We start from the raw sequence: 19310 nt of genomic DNA, 5'->3' as shown, positions 1-19310 counted from the left end.
TTCATGCGGTCAGCACGCGGCCGCTAGCCTGAAGCGCGTTCCAGAATCTGATGTGCGAATCGTGGCCGCGGCCCACGGTGTCGGGTCGTCCTGGTGCCTGCTCGGCGGACGGCACATGGTTGGCCAGGGTGGTGCCGACGTGGTCGCGGGTCAGAACGATGAGCGCCGACTGGTGCCGCGACGCCATGACGCAGAGGCGGCCCGTCTCCAAGTCGAACGCCGACGGTTGGGTCACGCCCGACAGCGGGTGAACCGCGATCATGACCGGGCGCTCAAGACCCTGCCATCGCTCGGGGGTATCCACGCGAACCTCGTTCGCAATCGTGCCAAGTGCGGCGAAGACAGCGGCATTCATGACGCGGTGGCTGCTAGAGATGCCGATGTCGGCGCCCACGAGGAGACGGGGCTGCCCGCCGTCGCGCACTGACGCGCCTGCGCTGATCAGGTCGTGAACGACCCTGGCCGCGAGGGCTGCGATCTCGTGGTCGACCTCGATGGGAGGGCCCTGGTCGGGCGTCGGGACCGTCAGTGCGACGGGCTGACCATCGCCGAGGCGAGCGAGGGCGTGGTCGGCTGGGAGGTCGAGCCCGCGCGAGCCAGCGGGCACATACGCGTGGAAGTCGAAGTCGTAGAACGGCTTGATGAAGTCAACCGCCTCGCTCGGCAGTCGACGGCACGCCGGCAGCGAGCCGACAAAGGCGAACTCCAGCAGCCCCTGCTCGCCGAGCACCACGTTCGGGGCGGCTTCGTGCGGGGCGCGGGGCGATGTCTCCCACCGACGTACGTCGATCGTCACCACCGGCGGGATCTGGCCGGGGTCGCCGATCATCAGGAAGTTGCCGCTGATGAGGGCGCACTGCATGAGGTCGGCCCAGCTCATCTGCCAGGACTCGTCGATGGCGAGCAGGTCGTACGTGTGCTGGAGCTCGGTGAGCGACCACTTGGCCGTCGTCGTCACCGTGACGCCAGGGGTGATCGGGAGGGTGTTCTTGTCGGTGATCCACGGCACGGCGCCTGGAAAGTCGGCGGGCATCCGGTTGCCGGTGCTCGCGAACCTCGTCGTCTGCACCTCAGGGTGGTCGCGGTGAAACCGTGCGCAGATGTCGTCGGCCTGGCTGTTGGTCTGCGCAGCGATCGCGATGGTCTTGCCCTCCGCGACGAGAGCGGAAAGCACTTCGATCAGCGTGTATGTCTTGCCGGATCCTGGAGGCGCCTTGATGACCGCGAGCCTTCCTCCGTCGAGGAAGTAGCCGGTGAGGTCGTCCTGGAGGGTCGCGTACTCGTCATCGATGGTTGTGATGCTCACGCGAGTGCCCCGTTCTCGATCTGCTGGGTGTCATCGATGAGCTGCTCGACTACGCCGTCGTCGGTCTCGATCGTGGTAGGTGCGGGCTGACGACCGTGCGTGAGCCATGCCCCGGCGCCGTCCTTCGCCTTCCAGACGCGCTGGCTGCGGCGTTTGGTCAGGTCGGCGGCATCAGAGCTGACGAAGTCGGCGATCGTGCCCTGCCAGCTGGGGTCGGCCGGCTTGGCCGCCGACCTGACAGTCAGGGCGCGGGTCTTCAGCTTCGTCCACTCGATAGTGACGTCGAGGCCGTCGTCAGTGGCGTCGATGGATCTGATTGTCGCCTCGTGGCCTGCCGACCCGTAGGGCACGAGGCGGCCGTTCTCACGCAACCGGTTCGGAGCGGTCGGGTCGACCCGCACCACCCAGAAGGGTTTCGTCGTGCGTCCTACGCCCTCATCCCTGACCTGGACAACCTCGCCTCGAATGGCGTCGCCGGCCTCCAACGCATCGTCGAGTAACTCGGTGTCGTCGTGGACGAGGTGGTTGAAGAACGCCTCATCGGCGGCCTCGTTTTGGAGGTAGCGGGAGGCCGCCGACGAGCCATGGAAGTCGGTCTCGGGGTGCGCGACGTACGCCTTGCCCTGGGTTGGGTCGGCGAGGCGGAGCTCGACCCGCTGGTGGCTGAACCAGAACTCCTGGTGGGCTTCCTTGACGAGCGCGGGAACACCCGCGTTGACCTTGCGGTCGTCGTTCGAGAGCAACTCATACGCGGCCCGGGTCAGGTCCCAGCGGCGCTCGAGCTCAACCCTGAGGGTCGCGTCGACGACGCCGGCCGCTGGGGCGTTGTCGTGTCCGTCCCTTCGCGAGAGGTTCCACGCCTCGACGGGCTTGCTCAGCGTGTCGCGCTCGACCGTCGGATCCAACGTGGGGGAGACCGTCAGACCTTCCGCGGCTGTCGCAGCTTCGATGTGGTCCGCTCGGCTACCGTCAGCGGTAAGCCAAGCGAGCAGGTAACCCAGGTGGGCCGAGCGCGCGTTCTGGGCGGGGAACACGAACGCGTCCCGCAGCGCCTGGCTCGCATCGACGAGGTGCTGGTGACCGGTGCGGGTCGAGTCGCGAAAGAGCCAGCCGCACAGGCGGCCCAGAGAGCGCAGCACGTCAAGGTTGCTTCCGCCGTGTTTCGTCTGCGAGTAGGCGTAGTCGAGCTGGTGGAGCATCGCGACATGGGCCGAGTTCGGTAGCCACAGCTGACGCAGGTCAGCGGGTTCCGCGCGCTCGTCAACGGGGTCGTACGTCCAGTTGTGGACCCGCATGTGCGCCAAGAGGTCTTCTGCGAACGCCGCACACAGCACGGCAACGTCGTCGCGCACACGACCATCGGGAACGGTCTGCATCGTCGGCTCTGCGTCGGCCGTGCCCCACGCGATGCCCCACGGACGAGACTCGCCGGCCATACGGACGAACGCCACGAGCATCGTCTGATCGGCGGGGACGAGCGCATGGTGCAGGGTCGAGTAGCGCGTCAGCGGACGCCCCGCGTCCCAGGCGCGGAGCTTCAGAGCGATGTCACGAGTCGTCATGCGACCCCCAGCTGCCGGGCGAGGTCCGCCTCGCGGTCGTCGGCCGGAACGGCGCCGTGGAGAAGGTCGATCGCGCGAGACACGGGCATGTCACCGAGGAGGCGCTTGATCTCGTCACCGAGGACGGATGCGTCACCTGACGCTTCTGCTCGAGCGTGGCATCGCGGCGCGAGATCGCAGAACGACAGGCATCTCTCGGAGTAGTCGGTCTCGGCATCGAGGACATGCGCGATGATCGTTGCGTTGTCCGCAGCAAAGCTGCCCTTGAGGGCGATCCCCTGAGCGACCTCCTCGAGCCGGTTGAAGCCACGCTCAGCACGGATCGCCTGGTACGTGAGGTCCTCGTGCGCACGCACAGAGGGGGAGTTCGACCCGGGCCAGGTGAACACGAGGAACCCTTCGCGGTTCACCTTGATCGCGTCGTTAAGCCCGAGCGCGTGGACGACGAGCGACATTGCGTGCTGGTACAGCCCGGCCTGGGCCCGAGAGCTGGCTAGTTGGTGTGCGTCGGTGTACCCGCCCCGGTCGGGGAAGACCTTCACCTCCCCGACAGTGATGAGGCGTCGACCGTCCTCGGCGGGCGTGACCGTGCAGGCGTCGATGATCAGGAGGGCTTCAGGAAGGATCACGCCGCGAGGGATCTTCAGCATCGGTGCCGCGACGATGGTCTCTTGCGGGTCGCTGTGCGCGGCCACGGCCCGCAGCCACACTTCTGTCTTCTCCAGCGCCTCGTTGATCGACAACACGGTGGTGCCGCCGTTCATCTTGAGTCGGAGGTCGAGGAAGCCTGACGACCCCTCGGGGAGTGCACGACGCCGCTCCAGCGCGGAACGGAGCTTTGCGGCGTCGTCGAAGAACAGGCCGGCCTCGAACCTGTTGCCCCGAGCGATCGCGAACGGCGACTGGCCATAGCTGGGCGTCAGCCCGGCCGCCGCGGCCGCCTTATCGAGGCGGACGTTGTGCACCGCGGAGATCGTGTTCGCATGGCAGGTCGGGTTCTTGGCCCACTGCTCGAAGCGGCCGCGCGTGTTGCGCCGTGCCTCTTCGCGGATCTCATCAATCTCAGCCACTCTCCACCCCGCGTTGCTCTGGTTTATCAAGCCGGTGCCGACGTGACTTAACGCGCGCCGCCTCCTGGGAACGGTCCGCGCTGGACGATCTGGGACGTGCGACGAAGCCCGAGAAGGTCCTGACCCATGGCGCGAAGCACGGACTGCCCGACCCCGAGCGGGAGGGACGCAGCCGAGTGCGCGAGCGCAACAGGGATGACCGCATTCGGGTACAGACGGGTCTGAACGCGGTCCAGCACCTCGCAGATGGGCCTCAGTGTCGGATAACTCGCGATGTCCTCTCCCGCCGGCGTGCCGTAGGGGGCGATGCCCGTACTTGGCGGAACGGTGATGACGAGCGCGCTCCCCGACTGGGTGCGATAGATGAACCGCCGTCCATAGAACTCGTCGACGCCGTACTGGTGTTCAGCAGGGCGGCCGGTGATCCGGTTGATGTAGTCGCTCGAGAGAGCCATAACACTGCCCTCGGGGATCAGGTGTTTGATGATGTCGGCGTGCTCAACAAACCGGCCTGACTTCTCCACTCCGACCACGAGTGGTGTGGCCGGTCTCCCGCTCGCCGCAGCCGCCGTCGTCATAGCGCCGAGGTAGTCCTGGAAACGACGCTTCAGCGGCGCGACAACACCATGGAGCGCGAGCGGTCCGTCCGTGATGAAGAGAGTCCGCCGCATGGCGTCCGCACCGTGGGGGTCGCGATGGAGGACCTGCATGTAGCCGAGGGATGTTAGCCGTTCGGCGACGAGCATGACCCGCGTGAGTGCCGACTGGTTTGAACCCTCTGGCAGGTACTCCTCGTGAGTCCGGAGCGCATCTCCGAGGAAGACAGGTGCGGAGCACGCGGGGCAGATGGTTCCAGCCTTCGGCACAGTGATTGCGCCACCGGGAAGCTGATCATCCTTGTTGCCGCAGGTCGGGCAGCGGCGCAACGAGATCGAGACCGCGGCCGCGTCCGGTGTGCCGTGCAGCGCCAGGAGCATGTCGGCGAGCGTCAGCGGGGACTCGTCATCGAACTTGGTGGTTGCAAGCAGCTTGTCGAGCTCCTGGCGCCAGGTGTCGACACCAGTTCGGCCGGGCATGACTAGGCCTGACCCAGGCAGCGCGCCGTCGAATGCCGCGTGCTTGTGCGCCTCGCGGAGCAAGGTGGGGTCGACGAACTCACCGACTCCCGAGGCGTGGAGCTTGGACAGGTCGATGAACGACGCAGCAACGCGGACGTAACCGACCTTGACCGTTGGGTGTTCGCGCGTTGCCTCGACCTCGGTGTCGGAGCCGTCGACCGTGATGGCAAACCGAACGTCGGCGGACGCCTGAGCGTGGGGGAGGCTCTCGAGCGTGTGACACATCGACGCGACGAGACCCACGTCCGATGGAGCCGCCTGGGCGACCTGCCAGCGCGAGAAGGCATCACGAACTGCCTGGCTGTTGACGACTGGGACGTGGCCCAGCCGGGATGCCCGCTCCATCGGGTAGGGCATGTCAGACGATCTTCGCGGGGTCAACGGGCTGCAGGCCGGACGCCAGACGGGCCTCGTTGATCATCGCGTGGTCGAACTTCGCGACCTGGACGGGAACGATGTACTTGCCCGAGTAGGTCTTCATGCGCACGAACCCCTGATCCTCGGCACGGCGGATGCTCTCGGCCCACGTCTTGAAGTCGTAGTAATGCGACAACTCCTTCGTCTCGTTGTCCGAGTTAAGGTGGGCGACCAACCAGTTCGACGTGTTCGAGAGGATGCGCTGATCCACGCTGGACACCTCCTGCGTCGCGTAGATCAGTCCGATCTTGTACTTCGCCGCCTCCTTGGACATGCGGACCCAAGGGTTCCCAGCAACCTCCTTCGCGCCTCGCTCGAACAGGTTGTGCGCTTCCTCGACGATCACCTGGAAGGGGTGGGGCTCCTTACCCGCTGCGAAGTCGTCACGCGCGCGGTCAAGTAGCGTCGTGACGATCCGCTCCGAGAGCGTCTTCACAACAGTGCCGTTGCCCTTAGAGAGATCGATGATGACCAGGCGTCCCGCGAGCATGTCCTGCCACACGAGTTCACCGATGTCGCCGATGGCATTGCGGTCGTGGAACGGCTTGAGCCGCTTGATCGCGGCATCTCCCGCCCGACCCTCCATGGCCTTCAAGATGTCGGAGAGCTCACCCTTGTCGAAGTCCTGCTTCCAGGAGTCCGTGAGCTTACCGGCGGCGTTCTGAGTCTTCAGCCAGTCAAGGAGCTTCTCGGCAGCGCCGGTACTCGTCAAGAACGCGTGCTTCCCGGAACCCGTGACGTCCGCGATTGCGCCCGAGCCCGTCGTGGCTGCGGCCACCAGGTCGTTCGTCAGCGTGATACGTGTACTGGGGAGCGGGCCAGCGATGCCGGCACGGTGGAGCAGGGCGTAGAACGCGAGGCGGTTGCGCTCGAAGTGGCCGAGCGCGCTGAAGTCCTTCGAGTCTGGCACCGCGAAGCTGACCGCACGGAAGCCGGCCATGTACTGAGCGCCCGCGGAAGCCGATTCCGCGACCTCCTGCTGCACCATCGCCCAGACCGTCTGGAGACTCGCCGGATCGAGAAAGTTGATCCGAAGTGGACGCTCCACTGCTTCGCCCGTGTCCGGGCTCTCCTTGTAGACGCGCACCTGGTCGGCCGTGTCGCCGAGGAGCCGGAGACCCGTCTTGTCCTGATCGTTGATGTTCGCGTACTCACCCTGCGGATCAAAGATCAGCTGACCGACGCGTGCGCCGGTGACGGCACTCTGGCGGTGAACAGCCGTGACGATCGTCTTGACCGTGTTGGACTTGCCCGTCCGCGTCATGCCGAACACGGCGGTCTTGCGCGCGACAAAGTCGTCGATGTGGACCCGGACCTCGGCCTGGTCGATCCCAGATGCTCGCGCCCGACGTCGGGTCGACGAAAAGCGAACAACACCGAGTGGCAGGAGATCCTTCTCGCCGGTCTCGGGGTACGACGCCAGCCACGACAGCACGCTCTTCGACGGCAGGAAGACCTGGTACTTGGCCGACGAGACTACATTGTCGATGTCGGCGCCGAACTCGACGAGGCGCGAGTCGCCCGAGGTGTAGAAGGTCCCGATCACCTCGCAGTCGAAGGCGGACTGCTGGAGCTCGTTGCGGGTCAACTCGTCCGTGACCTCGTCGAAGCCCTTGCCCGAGTCCCCTGCGTCGCGTACGACCGCCAGCCGCGTCTGGACCAGGTCAGGCTCGTTAGGAAGCGGGGCGGTGCCACGCACGCGGAGGAGGATCAGCTCCTCGTCGTCGAGCGCGAACCCCTCCGTGGTCTGGGTGCCCGCGGCGGCGAGGAGGAACCCGCCGTGGGGTACGCCGCCCGCCTGCTTCTTCCGAAAGTCGTCGGTAAGCACGACGGCGGAGTTGTAGTCGAGGCGGAAGACGCCGCCGATCGCGTGGCACCCGTCGTTGACAAGCGCCGCGAGAGGCGTCGCGGTTTGCTGGGCCGCGAGAAGGGCGGACGTGATGCTCATCAAGACTCCGTGGTGTCGAACTCGCCGCGTGCGGCTGGGATCTGGGGCAGGTTGGTGAAGAGGACCTCGCGGCCCGGCACGGGACTCGATCGCGATCCGGTCATTGTGTACGTGTGCGGTACCGCGAACCGACGCGCCTCAGGCACCTTGTCCGCGCCGTAAAGGTCGAGCACCAAGGGCTCCTTGTCGTACGACAGGATCCAGCGCTCGCCGCTCCCGATTAGGTACTGGGCCAGGTCGCGATGATGACGCTCGGTGAACGAGCGGCGGTAGATCCCGCCCGCCTTCTCGATGTACGGAGGGTCCATGTAGAAGACGAGGGATTTCGTACGCCAGCCCCGGGTGGCGTGGATGTCCAGTGCCACGCGGATGGAGTCCTGCCACCGACCCTCGTGGACGCCCACGATGCGTCCCTCGTCGGCGAGTTCCCGGACGTGACGCAGGCGGGCCTCGATGCCGTCCATGTCAAAGCGGCAGTCGATCTTGTAATTGCGCTGAGCCCGGCCACCGATCGGGCCGGCGTTGCCGCCGATGATCCCGGAGAAGGTCGTCCGGTTGAGGAAGAGGCACTTAAGCGCCCGGTTCCGCGCGCCCGTCGGCTTGAAGCCGCGCCAGTAGTCCCACCGCTCGACGGTTATCGGCTCCTTGCGCATTGCCGCAATGAGCCAATCGGTGTCGGTAGTCGCGACCTTCCAGAACGCTGCGATGAGCGGATCGAGATCTGCCAGGAAGACCCGCTTCACCGCGCCGATCTCAAGCAGCCCGAGCGAGACGCTGGCGCCCCCGCAGAACGGCTCGACCAACAGCTCGGGCGCCGGGACATTGGCCTCGATGACCTCGGCGATGGCGGGGATCATGCGGCGCTTCGAGCCCGGGTAGCGGAGGGGCGAGAGCGTACGAAGGGGAAGAGGGCGCCGCACACCCGACAGCGGGATCAGGCCCTCCGGGTCGACGGACTCCGCGACCGGCCGCGGCGACGCCGTGCCGGCGGGGACGGCGCCTTGGATCGAAGACGCCGTCATCGGCTCGACGCTCACTGCTCTCCTCATGCGTGTCTAGCGTGTGTCTAGTCGGGCTTCCGCTGGCTGCGTGGGCCTGTGCCACGACCCTAGTCGGGACCGGAGACACACTCGTACGCGACACCCTGTTTCGAGTGAGCAAACCTGGCGGGCGTTGTCGGTTCCCCTGGCCTCCGAACGTGTCTCGGCCCGCGCAGGAGAGATGTGTCGAGCCCAGCGCCGCCGCGCGCTCCCCGCGGAAACTGCGGTCAAGTCCCCAGTAGTGGTGTAGCGCTCGGTGATCCCGTGGGTGGGGTTAGGCGCTGATCGCGAGGAAGGTGTCGGTGTTCACCTCCGTGTCGGGGACAAGGCCTCCCAACAGCTTGACGCGAGACCGAAACCGCGGGGGCGCGTTGACCAGCGGGGGTGGGGCCGAGAAGCCTCCCGGCCCCGCACTCTGTCACGCCGTTCTAAATCCTGCGTCACCGACGCTCGCTGCGAGGAGCCGGTCGGACTCCGCGGCGATGGCGGTGAGTTCAGACGTGGCGGTGTCGCGCGCGCTTTGCGCCGCGAGGCCTTCGTTCTGGGCGGTCTTGATGTCGGCGAGGAGCTCGTCGAGGATCGGGTCGACCAGATCGTGTACTCCGGTGCGCGCCCGATCGACGATCTCGTCCGCGCGTCCCATGATCTCGGTGACGAGCGCGCGGTGCTGGCGATCGCGCTCCCGCGCCTGCTCGAGCGCCGCGCGCTCCTCCTTGACGACCGCTCGCGCGTCGCCGACTACCTGGACGGCGACGAGCACGAACCCGGCTGCCGCGGCGGCCTTGCCAACGACGTCCGCAATCTTCACCGCCTCCCAGGGCTTGAACTTGTGCCCGAGAAAGTGCCCGACGTCCTTGATGATCTTGTGGCCGGGCGACCCGCTGAGCGGCTTAAGTCCGCCCTCGCCGATGTTCTCGGCACCGCCGGCCCACCAGCTCCGCCCCTCTTAAGGAGCTCGGCAGCCTTCCGCCAGTCGAACTGAATGCTCGTGCTGGCGCCCGAAGCGCCGGGACGACGGAAGGGGTTTGGCAGGACACCTCGACGGGGCACGCCCGCAACGAAGTCCTTCTCGGATGCGTCAAGGACCCGGACTGCCTTGTTGCTCTCGCCGATCTCGAGCAACTGTGCACCGAGCGTCGCCATCTGCTCCCCGACAAGCCGTACGCGGCGATCCTCTGGGTGCCTTGCCGCGCCGTGCGGGTCAACTGGATGCTTCGAAGTCCTTGATCACCATGGTGGCGAGGTGCTGGGCGACCTCAACCGCACCGAGGTTGAACGCCGCCGCCGTCACCGATTCGTCCAGAATCGCCCGGACGGGGCGAGGGCTCAAGAACAGGCTCGCTGACGTGCGACTGATGCCCGTCGCCTTTCCACGGCTCAGCACTGTGAGGGCGCCGCTCAACCCGGCAGCGAGGCCGAATCGCTCGCCCGGGAGGACGTGACGTGCGCCCACGGTGCTCAGATTGGCGGTCAGGGTCTGGACCAGGTCGTGGTCGTCAAGGATCGAACCGAGCTGGTCGCGTGGAAGCGAGGACCACAGCGACAGTTGCCCGCGGGCAAACAAGCGGGCGCCGAGGAATTGTGCGTCGTCTACGCCGCCGCGAGAGCTGGCATTGGTGGCCCGAACTGAAGCGCTGGCCGCGTCGCCCTCGATGTCTGCGCCAGATCTACCGGGCGATCAGACAGAACCCGCCGGGCTGGTCGGAGTTGGCAAGCTTCGGCAGGCCGCCGCACTGGGTCGGCCAGTGGCGTATCGTCCATCGTGCTCGCTCTTGGCGACGAGACAATCACCTTCGTGTCGCTCGGGCAGGACTCGACGGAGGGGGGGCGAAGACACGAAGCTGCGGGTTGTCGTGGTCGGCGAGTCGATCCTGGTGCAGGCGACGGCGATCGTCCGGGGGCGACACGAGCACGCCGACCTCGCGGTGACCGCGCGTTCGTTGTGGGATCTCGTCCAGATCGACGTCAGGAGTGATGCGCTGCCGTTCGATGAGTCTGGGCGGGCGACTGGCCCGGACGTCCAGGGGCGAAGCTCCACTTTGCTTCGGCCGACGTCATCGCCGTGCCCGTCGCGCCGATCTGGAACTCGGACGAGAACCAGCCGCTGTTCGACCTCCTCCGGCGGTTGCCGAGGTTCCTTGGCGGTGCGCGACGACAGGCCGCAGAACCAGCCAGGTGACTCGACACTGGCACCTCATTGGCACCCGAATGAATCCCATGTCAACGCGGCGTCAACCCGACGCAACTTCGGTCCCCTGGACGCGGTCGACAGCCGTCGGCCTACGTGAATCAGGGTTTTTCGCCTGAATCCCAGCAACTTTTCGGAGCGGTCCAGATCGCCAGAATCTGGACCAGAGGTCGCAGGTTCAAATCCTGCCCCCGCTACTCAGAAGGCGAAGGCCCTCGATCTGATGATCGAGGGCCTTTGTCGTGTTCGGGGCCGCCCGCCGGGGGCGCGTCGCCCCGTACCACCGGGGCTCCGCGCTGTGACGCGCCCCACCCGGCCGAGATGCGGCCGGGGGAAGCCACGGCCCACGGCCCGGCGTTATCGTCAGTGGCCGGCGCCCACCACTCCCGCGGGCGCCCGACACCCGGAAGGTCACCATGCGCCGTCTGCGTCCCCGTCCCGCCCTCCTCACCGCCGTCACGGCGGTCGCCGCGCTCACGCTGACGGCCTGCTCGTCGGGAGGCGACGGCGACGACACCGCGAGCCCGAGCGGCAGCGCCTCGGGTGACGCCGCGCAGTGCGAGCCCGGCGCGCTCCCGACGCTCACCGACGGCGTGCTGACCGTCGGCGCGGGCGAGGCGTACGCGCCGTGGTACATCGGCGAGCACGACTCGGGCGAGGGCTTCGAGTCGGCGCTGATCTACGCGGTGGCGGACCGCCTCGGCTACGCGGCCGACGACGTCGCCTGGGAGACCGTGACGTTCGAGCAGATCATCAGCCCGGCCGTGAAGCCGTTCGACGTCGCCGCCTACCAGACGTCGATCACCGACGAGCGCATGCAGGCCGTCGACTTCTCCAGCCCGTACCTGACGACGCGCCAGGGCGTCATCGTCATGGAGGACGGCCCGTACGCGGGCGCGACGACGCTCGCCGAGCTCGACGGAGCGCGCATCGGCGTGACGGCCGCGCAGACGAGCCTCACGCTCGCCGAGGCCGCGTGGGGCGAGGACGCGGACATCTCGCCGTACAACGCGGCCGGCGACGGCATGCAGGCGCTGCAGTCCGGGACGATCGACGCGATGGTCATGGACGTGGACCAGGGCGTCGCCGCGTCGACCGAGTACTTCCCCGACTCCGTCGTCATCGGGACGCTGCCCGACCAGGGTGTCGTCGAGCAGTACGGGCTCGTGCTCGACCTGGACTCCGCGCTGACCGACTGCGTGACCCAGGCCGTGGACGAGCTCGAGGCCGACGGCACGCTCGCCGAGCTCCGCACGACGTGGCTCAAGTCGGACGACATCCCCGTCCTCGAGTGACTCGGCCGTGACCGTGCCCGACGACGCGCGCCCGCCCGGGCGCAGCGACGAGCCCGACGGAGCCCCGACCCTCGCGTGGTCGCCGTCGCCGCTCGCGCTCGACCGCGCGGCGTTCCGGCGCGCGCAGCGTCGCCGCTCGCTCCTGGTCGCGCTCGTGAGCACGGTCCTCGTCGTGGCGGCGGTCGTGCTCGTCGTCGTCAACGCACCCGGGTGGGAGCGTGCGCGGACCGCGTTCTTCGACCCCGCGATGGCGTGGGAGTCGCTGCCCGCGATCCTCGAGGGGCTGTGGCTCAACCTGCGCGTGTGGGTCGTCGCGGGAGTCGTCGGGACGCTGCTCGGTCTCGGGCTGGCGATCGCGCGCACGAGCCGCATCCCGGCGCTCTTCCCGCTGCGTGCGTTCGCGACCGCGTACGTCGACCTGTTCCGCGGGGTGCCGCTCCTGCTCGTCCTGCTGCTCGTCGGCTTCGGGCTGCCCGCGCTGCGCCTGGAGTGGCTGCCGACGTCGGGCGCGTTCCTCGGGGCGCTCGCGATCGTCCTCACGTACACCGCCTACCTGGCCGAGGTGTTCCGCGCGGGCATCGAGTCGGTGCACCCGTCGCAGGTCGCGGCGGCGCGTTCGCTCGGGCTCACGCGCGCCCAGACGACCCGCCGCGTCGTCCTGCCGCAGGCCGTGCGGAACGTCACCGCGCCGCTCGCGAACAACCTCGTCTCGCTCCAGAAGGACTCGGGCCTCATCTCCGTGCTCGGCGCGGTCGACGCCATCCGCGCGGCACAGATCGCGACCACGGGGAGCTACAACTTCACGCCCTACGTCGTCGCCGGGATCCTGTTCTTCCTCGTGTCGTTCCCGCTGACGCGCGCGGTCGACGCGTACCAGGCGCGCCGCGGCTGGGGCCGGTCGCTCGCGACCGTGAGCGGCGCGGGGGACATCCGATGAGCGGGGTCGTCCTGCCCTCCGGCGCCACCCCGCAGGACGCCGGCGCGGACCACCTGCTCTCGCTGCGCGGCGTCCGCAAGACCTTCCCCGCACCCGGCGTCCCGGGCGGGCGGCGGGTCGTGCTCGACGGCATCCACCTCGACGTCGACGCGCACCGGTGCGTCGTGCTCGTCGGGTCGTCCGGCTCGGGCAAGTCCACGCTCCTGCGCGTCGTCAACCTCCTCGACGAGGTCGACGACGGGCAGATCCTGCTCGACGGCGAGGACGTCGCGGACCCGCGGCTCGACGCCGACCGGGTCCGCGCCCGCATGGGCATGGTCTTCCAGGCGTACAACCTCTTCCCGCACCTCACCGTGCTCGACAACGTCACGCTCGCGCCGCGCCTCGTGCACCGGCGGGCGCGCGCGGAGGCGGAGGCGGCGGCCGTCGAGATGCTGGGCCGGGTCGGCCTGGGCCACAAGGTGACCGCGTACCCCGACCAGCTCTCGGGCGGCGAGCAGCAGCGCGCCGCGATCGCGCGCGCCCTCGTCAACGGGCCCGAGCTGCTCCTGCTCGACGAGGTGACGTCCGCGCTCGACCCCGAGCTCGTCGGCGAGGTGCTCGACCTGCTCGCCGAGCTGCGTGCCGAGGGCCGCACCATGCTCGTCGCGACGCACGAGATGGGCTTCGCGCGACGCGTCGCCGACGAGGTCTGCTTCCTCCACGAGGGCCGCGTCCACGAGCGAGGCACCCCCGAACAGGTTCTCGGCGACCCGCAGCAAGAGCGCACCCGCGCGTTCCTCCGCCGCCTCCACGCCTGACCCTCGTCCCCGGGGCCGCCGAACACGACCTGAGGGTCGTTCTGAGCCTCTTCGCGGCCCTCAGGTCGTGTTCGACGGCGCGTGGTGTCGTTCTCGTCGGCGGCGCACGCGACGCCGCGCGACCCCCGCGGAGCGGGCTGGTAGGGTCGCGCCCAGCGTCGCGTGCCGGTGGCGGACCACGTCAGGCATGGAGGCGCCGAACCCGGAAGGGGGAGCCGTGACGGCACGGACCCTTTCCTCGTTCCTCACCGGTGAGTGAGGGCGAGAAGGCCAGGCTCGTGGCCTGGTACGACGAGATGCAGGCGGTGCACGGCCGGCTGCGACGCGCGCTGGAGCTGGTGCGGGACGCCGTGCACGACGACGACCCGAACCCCAACGATCCGGTCACCGACCTGCTGGTGTACTGCCGGGGCTTCTGCACCGCCCTGACCCGGCACCACACCGCGGAGGACGCGGTGCTCTTCCCCGAGCTCGAGCGGCGTCACCCGAACCTCGCCGACGTCCTGCGGCGTCTGCGCCAGGACCACGGGATGATCGCGTACCTCGTCGCCGACCTCGAGCACGCGCTCGACCGGGCGACGGACCCCGCCGCGTCGCGGGACGCCGTCGTGCGTCACCTCGACGGGGTGGGCGCGATCATGGAGTCGCACTTCCGGTACGAGGAGCGCGCGCTCGGGGGCGTCCTCGCGGCGCTCGACCTCAGGGCGCCGCGCCGGGACGTGCTCGGCCCGCTCTGAGCCCACGGCCGTGGAGGCACCCCGCGGTGCCGCCACGACCGCCCTCGACCCACCCCGACAGCCGGTCAGCCGCGCAGGACGAGCACCACCGTGGTCGCGACCGACGCGGAGGCGAGGAGCGCGTACAGCCACGTCCACGTGCGCTGCCCGGCGACGCGCAGCGCCACGGCCACCGCGAGCGCGGCCAGGGCGAGCACCGGACCGTCGACGAGCGGGGCCATGTCGACCGAGACGCGCAGGGTCTCCAGGAGCTGCGACGGCAGGGGGACGAACGGCTCGCTCTGCCGGGCCGCGCCGTCGGGCACGAGCCACAGCGTGCGCAGCACCGCGAGGACCGCGAGCAGGCGCGGCAGCATGCGCAGGAGCGTGCCTGCGACCCGGGACCGGCTCCCGGACGACGACGCGGCGGGGCGGGGGCGCGCGGCGACCGCGGGGGCCGCCGCGCGTCCCGGGGCCGAGGGCGCCGCGGGGCTGCTCTGCGAGGTGTCCGCAGGCCGGGGGGTGCTCGTGACGGCCGCGCCGGTGACACGCGGCCGGGCCGAGCGCGGCGTGGGCCCGAGGTGCTGGACGGGGCTCCGGCGCGGCGGGACCGACGGCGGGACCGGTCGCCCGACCTGGGTGGCGACGAGGTCGGGAGAGTCCAGCACCCGGGTCCGCACGACGGCGGCGGCCCCCGGTTCCGCTGCGGACGAGGTCGCCGCCGGTCGGCCCAGCGAGGAGACCCGCCGCACGGGCACCGGCCAGGAACGCCCGCGGGTGGCGCCGTGCACCGGGGCGGCGGCGGGCTCGTCCGCGCGCGGCGGGGCGAGGCGGACCACGGGCTCGCCCGGTGCCACGTGCGGCGGGCGACGGTACGCCCGCCACCCGCGCAGGGTGTCGGCGTGCCCGGCCGGCGGCGTGGCGGCCCGCCACTGCATCGCCTGCCAGAGCCAGTCCTTGAGCTCGGCCGGGGTGCGGCCGTCGGCGACGTGCGCGCCGATGCTCGCCACGTGGTCGGCGATGACCTCCGAGGCCGCGCCGTCGAACCCGTCGCCGTGCACCTCGGAGAGCACGCTCATGAGCGTGGCGTCGTACACGAGGGCGTGCCACGGCTCCCGGGCGCGGGCGGTGTCCCGCCCGGCGACCATGACGGGGTCCGCCCCGAGGTCCGTCTCGACCGCGACGGCGTCGGCCGACCGCGCGCCCCGGACGGGTGCGCCGGTCGCGGCACCCAGCCCGGCGACGGGCCCGAGAGCCCGCTCGGCCGCCGTGGCGCCGTCGGCCACGATCCGTCGCGTGAGGAGCAGGGTCTCGTCGGCGGCCTCCCCGGCGAGCCGCGCGCGCAGCACGGCGACGACGCTCTCGAGCGCGGGGCGGTGGTTCGGCTGGTAGCGCGTCATCGACAGGATCAGGTCCTGCAGGTGAGGGTCGATCTCGGGCAGCTCGGCGGGGGACGGGGCCAGCTCCATCCCGGCCGGCACCCCGACCAGGTCGTCCGGCACCTCGCGCACGAGGTCCTCGGCCTCGAGGTCGCGACCGAGGAAGTTGAGGTCCGCCGGCACGACTCCCGTGGTGGCGAAGATCAGGAGCAGGCCGAGGGCGTACACGTCCGAACGGGGGTGCACGCGGCGGGCGAACAGCTCCGGCGCCATGTACGCGAGCGTCCCGACCGGCTGCGTGGACGTCGCGGTGTCGAACAGCTTCGCGATGCCGAGGTCGATGAGGACCGCGCGGTCGCCGTCGACCATGATGTTGGCGGGCTTCAGGTCGCGGTGCACGCAGTGCTGCTCCTGGAGCACGAGCAGCGCCTCGGCGACCTGCGCGGCCAGGCGGAGCGCCTGCCGCCCGTCCAGCGGTCCCGACGTGCGGACCTGGTCGCGCAGCGTCGTGCCCGGCACGAGCCCCATCGCGAACCACGGCTGGTCGTCGTCGAGGCCCGAGCGCACGAACGCGGGGAAGCCGCGGCCGCCCACGGCCTCCAGCAGCCTCGCCTCCTGCGTGAAGCGCTCGCGGGAGCCCTCCTGGAGGCCGGTCAGCACCTTCACCGCGACCTCTCCGCCGTCCGCGTCCGTCGCGCGGTAGACGTGCGCGAACCCGCCATGGCCGAGCACCTCGCCGAGGGTGAACGGGCCCCGGCGGTCGCCGCTCGCCGGCACCTGGCGGACGGGTCGCCGGGGGAGCGGCGCGGGGCCGGGCTCGGCGTCGGGGGCGGCGGCAGGTCGGACGGAGACGTCGGGCGCGGCGGGCATCGGCCCGGCGGGGTCGGCGGGGGCCTGGGTGGTCAGGCGGGTGTCGTCGTCGGTCGCCACCGCGAGGGCGGACTGCTCGGGGCCGGGCATGGGCGCAACGTTACAAGCGCGCCGGTCCTGGACGTAGCAGACAACTCCGACGTCCCGCCCCGCGAGCGCCGCGCGGACCTGGCAGGCTGGACGGCATGGTCAACCGCCTCGCCGACGCCGTGAGCCCGTACCTGCGGCAGCACGCCGACAACCCCGTCGACTGGCACCCGTGGGGCGCCGCGGCGTTCGCGGAGGCGCGGCGCCGGGACGTGCCGGTCATGGTGTCGGTCGGGTACGCGACGTGCCACTGGTGCCACGTCATGGCGCGCGAGAGCTTCTCCGACCCCGAGATCGGCGCGCAGCTCGCGCGCGGCTTCGTGGCGGTCAAGGTCGACCGCGAGGAGCACCCCGACGTCGACGCGAGCCTGCTCGCCGCGGCGAGCGCCTTCACGCCCGACCTCGGCTGGCCGCTCACGGTGTTCACGACGCCGGACGGCGCCCCGTTCTACGCGGGCACCTACTGGCCGCCGGTCCCCGTGGCGGGCCGGCCCGCGTTCCGGGACGTGCTCGACGCCGTCGCGCAGGCCTGGGAGCAGCGGCGCGACCAGGTGGTCGACACCGGGGAGGCGATCCGCGCGGCGCTGCGGGACGCGGCGGCGGGGCGGCGGACGGGGGTCCCGCGCGCCGCGGCGACGACGGTCGTCACCCCCGGGGAGCCGGGCGCCCCCGACGCGACCGACGACGGGCCGGTCGGCCGGCTCGGCGACCACGCGCGGACCGTCGTCGACCGGCTGGAGGCGGCGGAGGACCGCGTGCACGGCGGGTTCGGCGGCGCGCCGAAGTTCCCCGTCGCGCCGACCCTCGAGCTCCTGCTCGACCTGGCCGCGTCGTCGGTCGTGGACCCCGAGGTCGCGCGGCGCGCGCTCGTCCTGGCCGGGCGCACGGTCGACGCCATGGCGGCGAGCTCGCTGCGCGACGTCGACGGCGGGTTCTTCCGCTACGCGACCCGGCCCGACTGGTCGGAGCCGCACTACGAGCGGATGCTCTACGACAACGCCCAGCTCCTCTCCGCCGCGACGACCCTCGCCGTCCTGCGGCGCACCGGTCCGGTGGACGGCCTGCTCCGCACGCCCGCGCCCGCCCCCGGGACCCCGGACCCGGGCGAGGGCGCCGCGCGGGTCGCGGCCGACGTCGGGCGCTTCCTCCTGCGCGTGCTGCGCCTCGCCGACGGCGCGTTCGCGAGCGCGCAGGACTCGGAGTCCGTCGTCGACGGCGAGCGCGTCGAGGGCGGCTACTACCTGCTCCCGCCCGCCGAGCGCGCGCACCACGAGCCGCCCCCGCTCGACACCAAGGTGCTCACCGGCTGGAACGGGCTCGCGATCGAGGCGCTCGCACGGGCCGGGCACCACCTCGGCCTGCCCGACCTCACCGACGCCGCGCGCGCCGCCGCCGACCGGCTGCTGACCGCGCACGTGCGGGCCGACGGCACGCTCGTGCGCGCGTCGGAGGGCGGCGTCGCCTCGGACGCCGTCGCGACGCTCGAGGACTACGGGGCGTTCGCGGCCGGGCTTCTCACTCTCGGTGGTCTGACCGGGGACCCGCGCTCCGTGCGCGAGGGCCTGCGCCTCGTCGACGCGACCGTCGGCGCGGACGGCGAGCTGCGGCCCCCGCAGGGCACCGACCCCGTGCTCACCGACCTCGGGCTCGCGGCCGGTGCCGCTGCCGACGCGTCGGAGGGGGCCGTCCCGTCCGGCACGACGGCGGCCGCGCGGGCGGCGCTGCTGGCCCACCTCGCGACGGGCGAGCCGCGCTACCGGGACGCCGCCCGCGCCCACGTCGCCGCGTCCCCGACGGCGAGCGAGCATCCCCTCGGCGCGGCCGGGGTGCTGCGCGTCGCCGTCGGGCTCGCCGAGCCGCCCCACCAGCTCGTGCTCGTGGCCGACCCGGACCTGCGCGAGGCGTTCCGGGAGGCCGCGCGCGACTGGTACCACCCGGACGGCCTGCTGCTCGGCGCGACGCCCGGCGACGCCGCGGCGCTCGCGGTCGACGGCGTCGGCCTGCTCGCCGGTCGCGGCCCGGGCGCCTACCTGTGCGCCGACTTCGTGTGCCGGCTCCCGGCGCGCGACCCCGAGGCGCTGCGGGCCCAGCTCGACGCGTAGCCGCGCCCGGCCCGGGGGTGCACGGCGCACGCGCCGGTCGCATGATGGAAGAGCGGTGCGGCACGAGGAGGAGCCATGAGGGCATCGGTCGGGGACAGGATCGTGACCGCCTCGGGGGTCGTCGGCGGAGCGGTGCGCGACGGGGTGGTGGTCGAGCTGCGGCACGAGGACGGGTCGCCCCCGTACCTCGTGGAGTGGGCGGACACCGGCGAGCGCACGCTCGTCTACCCGGGGTCGGACAGCTACGTCGAGCACGTGCCCGGGGCGGAGAACGGCGGCGGGACCGACACCACGAAGGTGTGGCGCGTGCAGGTCAGCGTCGTCGAGTCGGAGGGCCGCACGACGGCGGAGGCGGTGCTCGTCGCGGAGACGCCGGAGCACCTGCGGACCGTCGGGCGCGCGCGTCGTGACCCGCACGACCTGGACGTCCCGCTCATCGGCGACGAGATCGCCGTCGGGCGCGCGCTGCGGCGGC

15 protein-coding genes are annotated in these 19310 nt (G+C 70.8%); 6 read left to right on the top strand and 9 right to left on the bottom strand.

Going from position 1 to position 19310, the window contains the following annotated elements; translation table 11 throughout:
• Position 1 precedes the first annotated feature (1 nt).
• From FB00_RS13210 to FB00_RS13175, 8 genes are all read right to left on the bottom strand, one after another.
• A complete protein-coding gene (locus tag FB00_RS13210) occupies positions 2–1306 on the bottom strand; it encodes an AAA domain-containing protein (protein WP_047233395.1) in 1305 nt (434 codons plus the stop codon).
• On the bottom strand, positions 1303–2868 hold the full coding sequence (locus FB00_RS13205; protein WP_047233394.1) for a hypothetical protein: 1566 nt from the start codon (positions 2866–2868) through the stop codon (positions 1303–1305). The genes FB00_RS13210 and FB00_RS13205 overlap by 4 nt, the downstream gene beginning before the upstream one ends.
• A complete protein-coding gene (locus FB00_RS13200) occupies positions 2865–3938 on the bottom strand; it encodes a hypothetical protein (RefSeq protein WP_047233393.1) in 1074 nt (357 codons plus the stop codon). Before FB00_RS13200 ends, FB00_RS13205 begins: the two co-directional genes overlap by 4 nt.
• Positions 3939–3985: 47 nt before the next feature.
• Positions 3986–5413, bottom strand: a complete 1428-nt coding sequence (locus FB00_RS13195) for a hypothetical protein (protein ID WP_047233392.1) — start codon at positions 5411–5413, stop codon at positions 3986–3988.
• A 1-nt stretch (position 5414) separates the two neighbouring features.
• Positions 5415–7421: an ATP-binding protein gene (locus FB00_RS13190; RefSeq protein ID WP_047233391.1), complete on the bottom strand. Its 2007-nt coding sequence runs from the start codon at positions 7419–7421 to the stop codon at positions 5415–5417.
• A complete protein-coding gene (locus FB00_RS21180) occupies positions 7421–8458 on the bottom strand; it encodes a DNA adenine methylase (protein ID WP_052877657.1) in 1038 nt (345 codons plus the stop codon). Before FB00_RS21180 ends, FB00_RS13190 begins: the two co-directional genes overlap by 1 nt.
• 421 nt (positions 8459–8879) lie before the next feature.
• Entirely contained in the window at positions 8880–9221 is a 342-nt protein-coding gene (locus tag FB00_RS13180) for a hypothetical protein (protein ID WP_156186400.1), read from the bottom strand.
• A gap of 441 nt (positions 9222–9662) precedes the next feature.
• Entirely contained in the window at positions 9663–10025 is a 363-nt protein-coding gene (locus FB00_RS13175; RefSeq protein WP_047233389.1) for a hypothetical protein, read from the bottom strand.
• 1040 nt (positions 10026–11065) lie between these two features.
• Between FB00_RS13175 and FB00_RS13170 the strand changes: the two genes are divergently transcribed.
• From FB00_RS13170 to FB00_RS13155, 4 genes are all read left to right on the top strand, one after another.
• Positions 11066–11944 carry an ABC transporter substrate-binding protein gene (locus tag FB00_RS13170; protein WP_047233388.1) on the top strand — a complete coding sequence of 293 codons (879 nt, stop codon included), beginning with the start codon at positions 11066–11068 and terminating at the stop codon, positions 11942–11944.
• A 7-nt stretch (positions 11945–11951) separates the two neighbouring features.
• The gene (locus FB00_RS13165) at positions 11952–12881 is read left to right on the top strand and encodes an amino acid ABC transporter permease (RefSeq protein WP_082141287.1); all 930 of its coding nucleotides are present in this window, start codon (positions 11952–11954) and stop codon (positions 12879–12881) included.
• Positions 12878–13681 (top strand): amino acid ABC transporter ATP-binding protein, encoded by an 804-nt coding sequence (locus FB00_RS13160; RefSeq protein WP_047233387.1) that lies wholly within the window; start codon positions 12878–12880, stop codon positions 13679–13681. Before FB00_RS13165 ends, FB00_RS13160 begins: the two co-directional genes overlap by 4 nt.
• A gap of 278 nt (positions 13682–13959) precedes the next feature.
• Positions 13960–14418, top strand: coding sequence for a hemerythrin domain-containing protein (locus FB00_RS13155; protein ID WP_231581844.1), 459 nt, complete (start codon positions 13960–13962; stop codon positions 14416–14418).
• Positions 14419–14483: 65 nt separating this feature from the next.
• Here the strand turns inward: FB00_RS13155 and FB00_RS13150 are convergent, their stop codons facing one another.
• Positions 14484–16736, bottom strand: coding sequence for a serine/threonine-protein kinase (locus FB00_RS13150; RefSeq protein WP_047233385.1), 2253 nt, complete (start codon positions 16734–16736; stop codon positions 14484–14486).
• A 95-nt stretch (positions 16737–16831) separates the two neighbouring features.
• On the opposite strand from FB00_RS13150, the gene FB00_RS13145 reads away from it, so the two are divergent.
• On the top strand, positions 16832–18835 hold the full coding sequence (locus tag FB00_RS13145; protein WP_047233384.1) for a thioredoxin domain-containing protein: 2004 nt from the start codon (positions 16832–16834) through the stop codon (positions 18833–18835).
• Positions 18836–18910: 75 nt separating this feature from the next.
• Positions 18911–19310, top strand: a 400-nt coding sequence (locus tag FB00_RS13140) for a DUF1918 domain-containing protein (protein WP_047233414.1), incomplete at its 3' end; no start/stop codon positions are given.

Origin of the sequence: Cellulosimicrobium funkei (assembly GCF_001019615.1) — a bacterium.
Classification (GTDB): Bacteria; Actinomycetota; Actinomycetes; order Actinomycetales; family Cellulomonadaceae; genus Cellulosimicrobium; species Cellulosimicrobium cellulans_E.
The sequence above is the reverse complement of the archived record's forward strand: the minus strand, read 5'-3'. Positions and strand labels throughout refer to the sequence as shown.